We start from the raw sequence: 12,116 nt of genomic DNA, 5'->3' as shown, positions 1-12,116 counted from the left end.
AAGGGAGATCAATCCGGACCTCCCCTGGTCTCATCCTTGTGCCTGCAACGGTCGCCAATCGTGCTCATCTGGCCACCGACTGGCGATAAAGCTGCCTTTATTATCCATCAATCTGGCTGTCTGGCGGCAAACAGGATTAGCTCAGCTCGTAACGCAGCCAGTGGTGCAGGGCCTGCACGGTATCGAAGTGCAGATCCGCGCCCCAGTCTGCGGGATCCTCGTCCTCGCTCAGATAACCCCAACCTGCGACGGCGGTGCGCATGCCCGCATTGCGGCCCGCCTCTATGTCACGCACATGATCCCCCACATAGAGGCAGTGGGCGGCGTCGACCCCCAACTGTTCACAGGCAAAGTACATGGGGGCAGGGTCGGGCTTGCGCACCGGCAGGGTGTCGGCACTCACAGTCACGCCGCAGCTGGCAAGCTCGGGCAAGGCCGCCAGCAGCGGCTCGGTCAGAAAGCCCGGCTTGTTGGTGACTATGCCCCAGGGCAGGGCACGTTCGTCCAGCCATTCGATGAGTGCCACCATGCCCTCATAGGGGCGGGTGCCGACGCAGAGGTTCGCCGCGTAGTAGTCGAGCAGGGCGGTGCGCAGGCGAGTGGCCCCCAGCTCTTCGAGCAGCTCATCGCCAAGCCCGGCCTTGAGCAGCCCGAGCGCGCCGTGGGAGGTGGTTTGACGGATGATGGCGTCAGAGAGCGGCGCAAAGCCTTCGCTCACCAGCACATGGTTGACGGCGGCGCCCAAGTCCGGCGCCGTATCGAGCAAGGTGCCGTCGAGGTCAAACAGCACACAGCGCAGCGGTACCGGCTTGTTATCAATCATCAGCCATGCTCCGGGCGGATGAACTCCACCATGTAGTTGACGTCGACGTTTTTGCCAAGCTTGAACTGGTTGGAGAGCGGCGCGTAGTGCACCCCGCTCATGTCCCGTACCAAGAGGCCTGCTGCTTCACCCATGCGACACAGCTCGGCGGGGGTGATGAACTTCTTGTGATCGTGGGTCCCTTTGGGAACCATCTTCATCAGGTATTCGGCGCCGATGATCATCATCAGATAGGCTTTCGGATTGCGGTTGATGGTGGAGACGAACACCCGTCCGCCCGGGCGCACCAGGGTGGCGATGGCGCGCAGCACCGAAGCCGGATCCGGCACATGCTCCAGCATCTCCATGCAGGTAACCACGTCATACTGGCCAGGGGCCTGGTCGGCGTGCTCCTCCGCCGTCATCTGCTGGTATTGGAGCTCCACCCCTTGTTCCAGGGCGTGCAGGCGGGCGACCCCGAGCGGTTCCTTGCCCATGTCGATGCCGGTGACGTGAGCCCCCCGACGGGCCATGCTCTCGGAGAGAATGCCGCCACCGCAGCCGATGTCGAGGATGCGCTTGCCAAACAGGCCGCCGCTCTTGTCGGTGATCCAGTCAAGGCGCACCGGATTGATTTGATGCAGTGGCTTGAACTCGCCCTCCATGTCCCACCAGCGGGAGGCAATAGCTTCAAATTTGGCGATTTCTGTCAGATCGACATTGGCATCACTATTCATATTTTGTGGATCCTGTGGCAGGGCGCGCAGGTAGCAAGACTCGGGCGCAATCTATTGTCCTAGCGGGCATTATAACGGAGACACTTTGTCACACCAGCCCGACTTGTTACCCGGATTTGTGGCTTAAGGTATTTGGCTCAGTGTGTTACCATGGCGCGCTGTTTAAGCCAAAGAACAACTAATTAGGGATTAAGGCTTTCTATGAGCGATCTGGCCAGAGAGATCACGCCGATCAACATCGAAGAAGAGCTCAAGAGTTCCTATCTTGATTACGCCATGAGCGTGATCGTAGGACGAGCTCTGCCGGATGTGCGTGATGGCTTGAAACCGGTTCACCGCCGCGTTCTGTTTGCTATGAACGAGTTGGGGAACGACTGGAACAAGCCCTATAAAAAATCGGCCCGTGTGGTCGGTGACGTAATTGGTAAATACCACCCGCACGGCGACAGTGCCGTGTATGACACCATTGTCCGCTTGGCGCAGGATTTCTCCATGCGTTACATGCTGGTCGATGGTCAGGGCAACTTCGGTTCGGTCGACGGCGACAGCGCCGCCGCCATGCGTTATACCGAAGTGCGGATGGCCCGCATCTCCCACGAGCTGCTGGCCGATCTGGACAAAGAAACCGTGGATTGGGTGCCCAACTATGATGGCACCGAGATGATCCCGGCTGTCATGCCCACCAAGGTGCCCAACCTGCTGGTCAACGGTTCATCCGGTATCGCGGTGGGCATGGCGACCAACATTCCTCCTCACAACCTCACCGAGATAGTGAACGGCTGTCTGGCGCTTATCGAGAATGGCAATCTCACCATCGATGAGTTGATGACCTACATCACAGGGCCTGATTTCCCCACCGGCGCCATCATCAATGGTCGTGCTGGCATAGTGCAGGCCTACCGTACCGGTCGTGGCTCCGTCTATGTGCGTGCCAAAGCCGAAGTGGAAGTGGACGACAAGACCAGTCGCGAGACCATCATCGTTCACGAGCTGCCTTATCAGGTGAACAAGGCGCGGTTGATCGAGAAGATCGCCGAGCTGGTCAAAGAGAAGAAGGTCGAGGGCATCAGTGCCCTGCGCGATGAGTCTGATAAAGACGGCATGCGCATCGTTATCGAGATCAAACGTGGCGAGTCTGGCGAGATTGTGCTGAACAATCTCTACAAGCACACCCAGCTGCAGACCACGTTCGGCATCAACATGGTGGCGCTCGATAACAACCAGCCCAAGGTGATGAACCTTAAAGACATTCTGGATGCGTTCCTGCTGCACCGCCGTGAGGTCGTGACCCGCCGGACCGTGTTCGAGCTGCGCAAGGCGCGGGATCGGGCTCACATCCTTGAAGGTCTGGCCGTCGCGCTGGCCAACATCGACCCCATCATAGAGCTGATCCGTCACTCCGATACGCCCGCAGACGCCAAAGCCAAACTGGTTGCCCGCGGTTGGGAGCTCGGCAACGTGGCCGCCATGCTGGAAAAAGCAGGCGACGACGCGGCCCGCCCCGAGTGGCTGGAGCCGGAATTCGGCATCCGCGAAGGTCAATATTTCCTGACCGAGCAGCAAGCCCAGGCCATCCTTGACCTGCGTCTGCACAAGCTGACCGGCCTCGAGCACGGCAAGATCCTGGAAGAGTATCAATCTCTGCTGGATCTGATTGCTGAGCTGCTGTTCATCCTGGCAAGCCCGGAACGGTTGATGGAAGTGATCCGCGATGAACTGCTGGCCGTGCGCGAGCAGTATGGCGACGAACGTCGCACCGAGATCAGCGCCTCCAGCGCCGAGATCAACATCGAAGATCTGATCACGCCGGAAGACGTGGTGGTTACCCTGTCTCACCAGGGTTACGTGAAATACCAGCCGATCACCGACTACGAGGCCCAGCGCCGCGGTGGTCGTGGCAAGTCGGCCACCCGGATCAAGGAAGAGGACTTTGTGGAACGTCTGCTGGTGGCCAACACCCATGACACCATTCTGTGCTTCTCCACCCGTGGCAAGGTCTACTGGCTCAAGGTGTATCAGCTGCCGGAGGCGTCCCGTGGTGCCCGTGGTCGTCCGATCATCAACTTGCTGCCGCTGGAAGAGGGTGAACGTATCACCGCCATCCTGCCGGTCAAAGAGTATGCCGACGACAAGTACGTCTTCTTCGCTACCGCTGATGGTACCGTGAAGAAAACCAGCCTGTCTGCGTTCAGCCGTCCGCTCTCCTCCGGTATTCGTGCCATCAACCTCAAAGAGGGTGATGAGCTGATCGGGGTGGACATCACAGATGGCAGCAACGAGATCATGCTGTTCTCCGATGCGGGCAAGGTGGTTCGCTTCAATGAAGGTAGCGGCCGCGCCGATGCAGCCGATGCTGATGTCAGCGATGATGTCGACGGAGATGACGAGAGTGTCATTGACGCTGGCAACGACGATGATGGCAGCGACAACGGCGAAGGCAGCGAGAGTACCGAAAGCAAGGGTACCTTCAAGGGCGTGCGTCCCATGGGCCGTACCGCCGGTGGGGTACGCGGTATCCGCCTGCTCAACGGTGACAAGGTGGTTTCCCTGATCGTCCCCCGTGGCGAGGGTGCCATCCTGACCGCGACCGAGAACGGTTACGGCAAGCGTACCGCGCTGACCGAGTACCCGACCAAGAGCCGTGGTACTCAGGGCGTTCGTTCCATCAAGGTGGACGAGCGTAACGGCAAGGTGATCGATGCGATCCAGGTCGACGATACCGACCAGATCATGCTTATCACCAATGGCGGCACCCTGGTACGTACTCGTGTCTCCGAAGTGAGCATCATAGGCCGCAACACAGGTGGTGTTCGTCTGATCCGTACCGGTGAAGATGAAACCGTGGTTGGCCTGCAGCGCATTGCCGAGAGCGATGAGGAAGAGAACGACGTCATGGCCATTGACGGTGAGGTGTCTGAAGGCACCGACACCACGCCAGACGCCGGCTCTGCCGCCGCAGGATCCTCTGAAGGGTCTACTGAAGAGGGCGCAGCGAGCGACGAATAATCGCGCGTTTGCCCCCATGAAAAAGAGCGACCCTTGGGTCGCTCTTTTTATTGCTGTTTTGTGCCTTGCTGCTGCTTTTACATCCGCCCCAGGGAGCCAGCTGATCGTGCCCGCTTTGATTCCTCTGCATTGCCGCACTCCCGCAATTTACCCCAAATCCTTCATGCTGGTGTCATCTCGCTGTCATTGGGCGGGGCCAAGCTGCACCTTGTACTCAACAAGCATGCCAAGCGGGCCTGGCGCTTGCATCCATCAACAGGAGCATCTTATGACCAGCTGGGTAATGTGGGAGATCTGGTGGAGCCGGGTATGGGGCGAACATCAGCAAGGATCGCTGACAGAGGAGCATGAGGACGAAGTGGCCCATGAGCCTGCACGACTGCCCGCCGAATTGACTGCACAGGGCAAGGGCACGTACGCGCCTCGGCCAAGGGGTTGAGGCCCTGCTTGTCGGCATGGTTAACCTTGTGGTGCGCCGATTAAGGGGGGAGGCGTTGTGATCCTTGTTGATGCTGTCGGGGCGATCAGAAGAGCCGCAGTTGTTCACCCGGGCGGATAAAGCCGTCCCGCCGCAGCTGAAGATGGCGCTTGCCCAGGCCCAAACGCTTGTTGATAAGCCGAAAGCGCTGGGCGAGCAAGTCCGCAAACTGGCCCTCACCGCGCATGCGGGCGCCAAAGGCGGGGCTGTTGAGCCTGCCATCCCGACTGGCTCGCAACTGGTTCAGGATGGCCTCCTTCTGGCCGGGGTAGTGCTCCTCCAGCCAGTCGCTGAACAGTGTGGTCAGCTCGTGGGGTAATCGCAGCAGTATGTAGTCGGCGCTCTGGGCGCCGGCTTCGGCTGCCGCCTTGATGATGTGCTCGAGCTCAGGTTCGTTGAGGCGCGGGATCATGGGCGCCGCCAGCACGCCGACCGGTACTCCTGCCTGTGCCAGCTTTTCAATCACCTTTAGCCGACCCGTGCCTGTGCTGGCTCTGGGTTCCAGCTGACGGCGCAAGGTTTCATTTAGTGTCGTCACCGACACCATCACCTGACAGAGTCCCTCCCGAGCCAGTTCGGCCAGCAGATCGAGGTCGCGCAAGATCATGGCGCTCTTGGTGATGATGCCGACCGGGTGGCGATGGGCCAACATCACTTCCAGCAATTGGCGGGTGAGGCGATAGTGATGCTCGATGGGCTGGTAAGGATCGGTGTTGGCCCCCAGCACGATAGTGTCCGGCTGGTAGCTGGGTTTGGCAAACTCCCGGCGCAACAGCTCGGCGGCATTGAGTTTGGCAAACAGCCTGGTCTCGAAGTCGAGGCCGGGGGATAGCTCCAGATAGGCGTGACTCGGTCTGGCATAGCAGTAGATGCAGCCATGCTCACAACCTTGATAGGGGTTGATGGAGCGACCAAAGGGCACATCCGGTGAGCGGTTGTAACTGATGATGCTGCGGGCGGTTATCTCCTTCACCTCGGTGCGGGGATCACTAGCGGCAAATGCCGCTTCCCACTCGGGTTGAGCCCAGCCGTCATCGACCGCGTCGACCCGCTGGCCGCTGAAGCGGTGATCAACATTGTGGAAACTGCCTCGTCCTGCCATAGCGTCACACTAATACTGTTTATATATACAGTCATCTTGCAAGCCTCAGTGCCAAAATACAAGCTCTCGCCATCGCTTCCTTGCTTAAAACAGCATGACAAATGGATCTCTTGCTTGATCCCTCTGATACATTTCGTTTACATAGACAAAATGCGAACTGGATCACGGAAATCATCATGAAACCCATTGTCTCCCGCTGGCTGTTTATCGGTGTACTTGGCCTGGTCATCTGGCGGCTGATCCCGCTCTCCACCGATCAGGAGCTGGCATCGGCCAATCGAGCCTGGCGTAGCGGCCAGTTCGAGACGGCGACAAAGATCTGGCAACCGCTGGCCGAGCAGGGGATCCCCCGGGCTCAGGCGCTGATGGGCTGGAGCCACGAGGTGGGGCAGGGCACAGCGCAGGACATGGAGCAAGCCATCAGCCTTTATCGCCAGTCGGCGCAGGCCGGAGACGCCTTTGGCCAATACCGGCTGGCGGAGGTCTATCTGCGCGGCGCCGGGGTGAAACGGGACCTGCGGGAGGCATTTCACTGGATGGAGCTGGCGGCCCGCAATGGTGACGTGCCCGCCATGCTCAAAGTCGGCGTGCTGCACCTGATGGGGGTAAGTGGCCGGGTCGATCTGCCCCAGGCCAAGCAGTGGCTCTATCAGGCTTCGCAGAAGGGCAACAAGCTTGCATTGAAGGTGTTGGAGGAGCTTGCCCTGGCCGAGGAGGGGAGCAGTACCTTCGATTTCAACTGGCAACCCCTGCTGAGTGAGTGACTGGCAAGCGATTCATTTGGTTGTAGAAAATCTCACCAAACTCGATACAGCCCCGCCTACTTCTGGTAGCATGGTCCGGTTTTTGGTTTGCCTTGTGCCGTTAAGCAAGCTGTTTGCGTCGCAGTGCACCTCTGCAAAGTGCTGTAGAGAGCCAGAACATCACCCTTTTTGAATGATTTTTTCCATCCCGCATGTGCCCTTTGGTAGTAGTCACTACTCTCGATCCAGCCTGTTTTTTCATATCTTTTTCTGCGCTGTAACCTATTGTTTTATCAAGGTCTAAGCGTCTTTCCTGTTCCATGCTGTGCACGTTGCTTCTGGCCTGTGTATTTAAATTTGTGTACCAACGTGTGTACCATGGACACATCAAATCAGGCGAGAACAGTGCTATGGCATTGAGTGACGCGAAGCTGCGTAAAATTGCTGGCAAGCCATATGATGGGCCGACCGAGTTACCTGATGGGCAGGGACTTTCTGCCCGTATCAGCACATCAGGGCACATCAGCTTTCAGTACCGATACCGGCACGGGGCGCATGCCCGCAGGATGTCACTGGGAACTTATGGTGATGTCACTCTGAAGGAGGCGCGGGAACGCCATGCCGAAGCTCGGCGGATCTTGCAGACAGGCACTGATCCGGCAATGGCTCGCCTAATGGAGATCAAGGAGCGTCATGTCGCTGTCACAGTAAATGACTGTCTGAACGCTTGGTTGGGTAGTCAGCAGGCAATCCGGTTGGTTCATTTCAAGCAGTGGCGTCGTCAGTTCGAGATGTACGTGATTCCCACCGTTGGCCAGTTTGTGGTGGATGACATGACGACACTGCACTGGGACAAAGTCTTTATCCCTATGCAGGAATCAGCCAGCACCCAAGCGGGGATCCTGCTTGGCAAGCTGAAGGAGGTGTTGGATTATGCCCAGCGCCGTAACATGATCAAGGCCAACACACTTGCCACTTGGAAGGTTAAGGACGTAGGTACACCTATCAAGAGCCGATCTCGTTACTTGAATGACGAGGAAATCGGCCAGTTCTGGCTGGCCGTAGACCGCACAGATATGACGGATGCCCACAAAATCCTGATGAAGCTGATTTTGCTCACTGGTTGTCGTGGGGTGGAGATCCGAACCGCCAAGAAGGCCGACATTGACTTAGTTAAGGGCCAATGGAGGGTAACTGATGATGATTCCAAAACAGGGATTGGCTTCTTGCGGGGGCTATCGCACCAGGCTTGTGAGCTGTTTGCAGCAGCCTTTGAGTTCTTTCCTGACCATGTCTATGTATTCCCGCCTGCTCGCAGCTTAGAAGATCGACCAATGGCAGCCAGTGTACTGTTGAGTTTGGCTAAGCAAGTAGGGAAGATAATGGGTGTCACTGACTGGGGTAACCATGACCTGCGTCGTACCGTAAAGACGGTAATGAGCCGGATCGGTGTACATCCCCATGTGTCGGAGAAAGTGCTTGGTCACAGATTGGCAGGGATTCTTGCCGTCTATGACCAGCACGACTATGCCGATGAGCAGAGGGAGGCCCTTGAGCGTTGGGCCGCCCACATTGCTCAGTGTTGTGCTGATGGATGTGACTCCGCAAGCATCAGCCCACGCTCCACCAGAAACGCGATTACTTCGTGACGGCGCCATAGGGTGCCCCCCTTGGCCATCCAGTTGAGTGGCTTGGGGAACGGGGTGCCTTGTGCTTCCCACTCCAGCCGGCGGCGGTAGAAAGTAGTTCTGCCTATCCCGCCGAGCAGTTGCTCGATATCGCAACGGCGGATCAGTGCTGGTGTTTGAATGTAGTTTGCCATGTATCCTCCGGAGTCCTAGAACGGGATCTCATCATCATCAAAGTCCATCGGCGGTTCATTGTAAGCCGGTGGTGCTGGTTGCTGGGTTGGTCGACCGTATCCGCCCTGCTGCTGTGGCACTGGTGCTTGCTGTGGCTGGCTGCCCTGTTGTTTGCTGCCGAGCATCTGCATCACCCCGGTGAAGCTATCGACCAGCACCTCGGTGGTGTAGCGCTCCTGGCCGCTCTGGTCCTGCCATCTTCGAGTCTGCAGTTTCCCTTCAACGTAGACTTGAGCACCTTTCTTCAGATACTCGCCGGCCACTTCGGCCAACTTGCCCATAATGACCACTCGGTGCCACTCTGTACGCTCCTTCTGGGTATTGGTCTGCTTGTCGCGCCAAGTCTCAGAGGTGGCCAAGGTGATGCTGGTAACAGCACCGCCGCTTGGCATATAGCGGACTTCTGGATCCTGGCCGAGGTTGCCGATCAGGATGACCTTGTTAATCCCGCGTCTCATTAGTGGGCCTCCATGGCTTGATAGAGCTGCTGGTACTGGGAATTCACCTGTTTCCATTGCGGGTCATTGGCCAATTTGAGGCAATGAATGCGGCGAGCCATGGCAAATTTTGCCTTGTCCAACATGTTGGCGCTGGCCGCGTGGTGCTGAGCCTTCTTGTATGAAAGAGCGGCAGCAGGGTAGTCTGCGGTTTGCTCTTGCAGGATGGCTTGCTTGAGGTCATCCCTGTAATTGCGCTGGTAGAGTCTGATATCCATCGTGTCCTCCCGGACAGTCGCTGTTACATCATTTCCAATATGGTGCCAACCAGGACGGCCAGCCCTTCAATCACTTCCCTCTTCACATTCCTGATACTCCAGTTCGGTGAAGTTGAGGTAGTGGGCGGCCGCCTGGTCGATGGCAGCCACTCTGATCTGCTGGCTGGTCATCGGGTGGTGTGCCTCGATGGTGCCGGTTAGCCGATCCGGTGCAGCGCCAAGCTCGGTTGCCGCATTCAGGGTGTAGTGGTAGCGGTGCATTTCGTAGCTCCTTCTGTGGTGTCAGCTTGCCAATGGTAGCCACCGTGTTTCTCTTGCTGGCCAGCGAGGCAGCGGGTGATGCTGACTCTGACAAAGCCGCCGATGGTTTCCGCATCGGTGATGCTGTCGAATCTGACGACCTGATCTCCTGCGGTGCCTATCACTGGTGTCTTGTGCCACTGTGGGGTCTGCACTGCATCGACATAAAGGCGGCGGGTGTTCCGCCCCTTGCCGTTGGCATCAAGGATGCAACTGTGCTCAACCCTAGTAGTGAAACGAGACTCCCGATGGATCTGGCTCATCACCATGCTGGCCTTGATCGCAGTGATGGCGAACTCAGTTGCCACATCCCCACACAGAGCCCCCTCTACCCGGGTATGCACCCACTCGGCAACGTCCTGAACGATGCTCATGCATCCTCCATCAAAGCTTGAATGATGCGCATGCCTGCCAGTGGGGGGACAGCATTGCCAGCCATATGAACAGTCAGGCGGTGGTTATCGGGGCGCTTAATGTTTGCCGGAAAGCTCATAGCCAGCAGATTCTCTTCTGCTGTCAGCATCCGCATGCAGTCACCATCAACAACTGCCCAGCGATCCCGGGTTGTAATTGTTCCGATGGGGCGGTCCATGCTGCGGCCGGAGCGTGTGTTTCCGTAGTAACTCATCACAAAGCGATCGCCATATATGGCCCTACCATTAGCTACCCGTTCCAGTGTTGCCTCCGCTCTGCCGGTTTTCTCTATAGGCGACCATCTCCCGGCAGAGAAGTCGATGAATGCAGCTGCAGGGACATGTTCAAGGCTCGGCAGATGCAGCGTCAGCGGGCTGGCAGAGCGGGTGCAGACGATAAACAGACGAATCCGCTCCTGCGGTACACCGAGATCTGCGCAGTTGACCACATGCGGAGCCAAGGCATAGCCAAGAGCCTGCATGGCTGCAGCCCAAGCTTGGTAGAGCGGCCAATCCATGAACTCGGGTACGTTCTCCACGATTGCCGCTGGTGGTCGATGGAACTCCAGCGCAGAGACAACTGCCCACGCAGTTGATCTGCTTGCGTCGTGCTGAGGGTTGCCGCTTGCCTTGCCCCTTGCCTTGCTGTGGCCTTGGCAGCAGGGGGAGGCGAGCAAGAGATCATGGGCTGGCACCGAAGCCCAGTCGGCCTGGTGCAGATCTTGGCAAATGTGCTGGGTGTCAGGGTGGTTGGCGCTGTGCCAGTGCACCGCATCCGGCCAATGGTTTGCTGCCCACAGAACATTACACCCAGCCATCTTTGCTCCGGTGGACCAGCCGCCAAGCCCGGCAAATAGGTCTATGACTCTCATGCTGCCTCCCCATCATTCAGCGAGAGTCTCAGCTGCGCTTCTTCAGGGTTCAGCAGGTGTTTGGCCATTTTGGTCGCAGCACTGAGCGTGGACTCTTGGTCACCCTCTCCATCCTGCAGATTGTGGATGTAGCCAGCCAGCAGGCGGGTATTTGCAGGGGTAAGCAGATCCGCTTCATCAATCTGATAGATGATCGACTTGATGGCTGGGAAATGTTGCCAATCGTTCAGCGGCTCAATAGCGTGGATTACCTCAAACCCCATCTGAGTCAGAGCGACTTTTGTAACTGCTGTGTGGTCATCGGCCTCCTTGGATAGATCCCAAGATGGATCCCAACCTGCCGGCTTGGCGACGGCAGGTTCGTCCTGCAGCATGGCTGGCTCGGTAGAAACGGCCTTGGCGATGGCCTGGCTGGCTTCTTCGTTGAGCGCTACAGCCTGGCGGTGGATCATGTCGAGGATGATCTGGCCGGTGGTGATAAGGTCATCCCGACGCAGGCGTGCTTCTGGTCGGCGATCGCCTTGCCAGCTGATATCGAAGATCACCACGGCAGAGGCAAAGCCGGAGGCGCTGGGCTTGTCTTTCTTGGGATCGCGGGGGACGTACCATTCCGGCACTTCAAAGCCGATGCGGCCGCTGATGAACTGGATGAAGTCGACATCCTCCGGCCACCAAGCCTCGCTGGTTGCGGCTTTGATGAGCAACATGATCTTGGCACCTTGAGCCCGTTGCTCGCGGCAATAGTTGAGAATGGCCTCCATCCCGGTGATGGCGTTGCCGTCAGCATCCGTGCAGGGGCGGGAGTAGGGCGGATTGCCGAAGGCGGCTCCACCCAGTCGGCGCAGGTCCGAAGCGAGATCCTGAGTCAGGGCATTGTCCTCGGCGTCGTAGTAGTTCGGTACCAGGGCGTTGCTGTCGTCAGCGAACATGTCGAGTACCACTGGCCCCAGAGTGGGGACGAACTGGTGGAAGAGGCCCCAGGCCAACGCTTTGGGGGTCTGCCACTGATCTCCTATCTGCTTGAGTTCATGGTCAGGCTGGGTTTGAAGTAGGGCCAAAGCCTCGGCGTAATGATTCATGATCACT

General features: G+C 58.1%; 15 protein-coding genes. 4 read left to right on the top strand and 11 right to left on the bottom strand.

What is annotated here, in order from left to right; all coding sequences use genetic code 11:
- Nucleotides 1-136 precede the first annotated feature (136 nt).
- On the bottom strand, nucleotides 137-823 hold the full coding sequence (locus tag AC1P02_RS16935; protein ID WP_125606634.1) for an HAD family hydrolase: 687 nt from the start codon (nucleotides 821-823) through the stop codon (nucleotides 137-139).
- Nucleotides 823-1,539 (bottom strand): bifunctional 2-polyprenyl-6-hydroxyphenol methylase/3-demethylubiquinol 3-O-methyltransferase UbiG, encoded by a 717-nt coding sequence (gene ubiG / locus AC1P02_RS16930; RefSeq protein ID WP_159166429.1) that lies wholly within the window; start codon nucleotides 1,537-1,539, stop codon nucleotides 823-825. Before ubiG ends, AC1P02_RS16935 begins: the two co-directional genes overlap by 1 nt.
- Before the next feature lie 201 nt (nucleotides 1,540-1,740).
- Here ubiG and gyrA point away from each other — a divergent pair, with 201 nt between their 5' ends.
- On the top strand, nucleotides 1,741-4,545 hold the full coding sequence (gyrA, locus tag AC1P02_RS16925) for a DNA topoisomerase (ATP-hydrolyzing) subunit A (RefSeq protein WP_021140533.1): 2,805 nt from the start codon (nucleotides 1,741-1,743) through the stop codon (nucleotides 4,543-4,545).
- A gap of 268 nt (nucleotides 4,546-4,813) precedes the next feature.
- Entirely contained in the window at nucleotides 4,814-4,984 is a 171-nt protein-coding gene (locus AC1P02_RS16920) for a hypothetical protein (protein ID WP_165484246.1), read from the top strand.
- A gap of 85 nt (nucleotides 4,985-5,069) precedes the next feature.
- On the opposite strand, the gene AC1P02_RS16915 is transcribed toward AC1P02_RS16920, so the two are convergent.
- A complete protein-coding gene (locus AC1P02_RS16915; RefSeq protein ID WP_485182724.1) occupies nucleotides 5,070-6,125 on the bottom strand; it encodes a PA0069 family radical SAM protein in 1,056 nt (351 codons plus the stop codon).
- A gap of 176 nt (nucleotides 6,126-6,301) precedes the next feature.
- On the opposite strand from AC1P02_RS16915, the gene AC1P02_RS16910 reads away from it, so the two are divergent.
- Nucleotides 6,302-6,889 (top strand): tetratricopeptide repeat protein, encoded by a 588-nt coding sequence (locus AC1P02_RS16910; RefSeq protein ID WP_485182722.1) that lies wholly within the window; start codon nucleotides 6,302-6,304, stop codon nucleotides 6,887-6,889.
- Between the two features lie 100 nt (nucleotides 6,890-6,989).
- Here the strand turns inward: AC1P02_RS16910 and AC1P02_RS16905 are convergent, their stop codons facing one another.
- Nucleotides 6,990-7,190, bottom strand: coding sequence for a hypothetical protein (locus AC1P02_RS16905; RefSeq protein ID WP_234579670.1), 201 nt, complete (start codon nucleotides 7,188-7,190; stop codon nucleotides 6,990-6,992).
- A gap of 88 nt (nucleotides 7,191-7,278) precedes the next feature.
- Here AC1P02_RS16905 and AC1P02_RS16900 point away from each other — a divergent pair, with 88 nt between their 5' ends.
- Nucleotides 7,279-8,517 carry a tyrosine-type recombinase/integrase gene (locus tag AC1P02_RS16900; RefSeq protein WP_485182721.1) on the top strand — a complete coding sequence of 413 codons (1,239 nt, stop codon included), beginning with the start codon at nucleotides 7,279-7,281 and terminating at the stop codon, nucleotides 8,515-8,517.
- Here the strand turns inward: AC1P02_RS16900 and AC1P02_RS16895 are convergent.
- The 7 genes from AC1P02_RS16895 to AC1P02_RS16865 all read right to left on the bottom strand — a co-directional run bounded on the left by AC1P02_RS16895 (nucleotide 8,445) and on the right by AC1P02_RS16865 (nucleotide 12,109).
- A complete protein-coding gene (locus tag AC1P02_RS16895) occupies nucleotides 8,445-8,690 on the bottom strand; it encodes a helix-turn-helix transcriptional regulator (protein WP_234579666.1) in 246 nt (81 codons plus the stop codon). The two genes, AC1P02_RS16900 and AC1P02_RS16895, sit on opposite strands and share 73 nt — an antisense overlap.
- Nucleotides 8,691-8,705: 15 nt before the next feature.
- Nucleotides 8,706-9,188 carry a single-stranded DNA-binding protein gene (gene ssb / locus AC1P02_RS16890; protein ID WP_485182720.1) on the bottom strand — a complete coding sequence of 161 codons (483 nt, stop codon included), beginning with the start codon at nucleotides 9,186-9,188 and terminating at the stop codon, nucleotides 8,706-8,708.
- A complete protein-coding gene (locus tag AC1P02_RS16885) occupies nucleotides 9,188-9,445 on the bottom strand; it encodes a hypothetical protein (RefSeq protein WP_485182719.1) in 258 nt (85 codons plus the stop codon). Before AC1P02_RS16885 ends, ssb begins: the two co-directional genes overlap by 1 nt.
- 66 nt (nucleotides 9,446-9,511) lie before the next feature.
- Entirely contained in the window at nucleotides 9,512-9,706 is a 195-nt protein-coding gene (locus tag AC1P02_RS16880; protein ID WP_234579660.1) for a hypothetical protein, read from the bottom strand.
- Complete coding sequence (locus AC1P02_RS16875; RefSeq protein ID WP_485182718.1) at nucleotides 9,682-10,119, bottom strand: hypothetical protein; 438 nt, start codon at nucleotides 10,117-10,119, stop codon at nucleotides 9,682-9,684. The genes AC1P02_RS16880 and AC1P02_RS16875 overlap by 25 nt, the downstream gene beginning before the upstream one ends.
- Nucleotides 10,116-11,030: a DNA cytosine methyltransferase gene (locus AC1P02_RS16870; protein WP_485182717.1), complete on the bottom strand. Its 915-nt coding sequence runs from the start codon at nucleotides 11,028-11,030 to the stop codon at nucleotides 10,116-10,118. The genes AC1P02_RS16875 and AC1P02_RS16870 overlap by 4 nt, the downstream gene beginning before the upstream one ends.
- Nucleotides 11,027-12,109 (bottom strand): phage N-6-adenine-methyltransferase, encoded by a 1,083-nt coding sequence (locus AC1P02_RS16865; RefSeq protein ID WP_485182716.1) that lies wholly within the window; start codon nucleotides 12,107-12,109, stop codon nucleotides 11,027-11,029. Before AC1P02_RS16865 ends, AC1P02_RS16870 begins: the two co-directional genes overlap by 4 nt.
- Between the last annotated feature and the right edge of the window lie 7 nt (nucleotides 12,110-12,116).

The organism is Aeromonas sp. TS_SC_11, assembly GCF_057318915.1.
This window is presented reverse-complemented; position numbering and strand designations above follow the sequence as displayed.

Excerpts from the sequence above, each read along its gene's own strand:
- AC1P02_RS16935 (WP_125606634.1), bottom strand. The coding sequence starts at position 823 with ATGATTGATAACAAGCCGGTACCGCTGCGCTGTGTGCTGTTTGACCTC.
- ubiG (WP_159166429.1), bottom strand. The coding sequence starts at position 1,539 with ATGAATAGTGATGCCAATGTCGATCTGACAGAAATCGCCAAATTTGAA.
- gyrA (WP_021140533.1), top strand. The coding sequence starts at position 1,741 with ATGAGCGATCTGGCCAGAGAGATCACGCCGATCAACATCGAAGAAGAG.
- AC1P02_RS16920 (WP_165484246.1), top strand. The coding sequence starts at position 4,814 with ATGACCAGCTGGGTAATGTGGGAGATCTGGTGGAGCCGGGTATGGGGC.
- AC1P02_RS16915 (WP_485182724.1), bottom strand. The coding sequence starts at position 6,125 with ATGGCAGGACGAGGCAGTTTCCACAATGTTGATCACCGCTTCAGCGGC.
- AC1P02_RS16910 (WP_485182722.1), top strand. The coding sequence starts at position 6,302 with ATGAAACCCATTGTCTCCCGCTGGCTGTTTATCGGTGTACTTGGCCTG.
- AC1P02_RS16905 (WP_234579670.1), bottom strand. The coding sequence starts at position 7,190 with ATGGAACAGGAAAGACGCTTAGACCTTGATAAAACAATAGGTTACAGC.
- AC1P02_RS16900 (WP_485182721.1), top strand. The coding sequence starts at position 7,279 with ATGGCATTGAGTGACGCGAAGCTGCGTAAAATTGCTGGCAAGCCATAT.
- AC1P02_RS16895 (WP_234579666.1), bottom strand. The coding sequence starts at position 8,690 with ATGGCAAACTACATTCAAACACCAGCACTGATCCGCCGTTGCGATATC.
- ssb (WP_485182720.1), bottom strand. The coding sequence starts at position 9,188 with ATGAGACGCGGGATTAACAAGGTCATCCTGATCGGCAACCTCGGCCAG.
- AC1P02_RS16885 (WP_485182719.1), bottom strand. The coding sequence starts at position 9,445 with ATGGATATCAGACTCTACCAGCGCAATTACAGGGATGACCTCAAGCAA.
- AC1P02_RS16880 (WP_234579660.1), bottom strand. The coding sequence starts at position 9,706 with ATGCACCGCTACCACTACACCCTGAATGCGGCAACCGAGCTTGGCGCT.
- AC1P02_RS16875 (WP_485182718.1), bottom strand. The coding sequence starts at position 10,119 with ATGAGCATCGTTCAGGACGTTGCCGAGTGGGTGCATACCCGGGTAGAG.
- AC1P02_RS16870 (WP_485182717.1), bottom strand. The coding sequence starts at position 11,030 with ATGAGAGTCATAGACCTATTTGCCGGGCTTGGCGGCTGGTCCACCGGA.
- AC1P02_RS16865 (WP_485182716.1), bottom strand. The coding sequence starts at position 12,109 with ATGAATCATTACGCCGAGGCTTTGGCCCTACTTCAAACCCAGCCTGAC.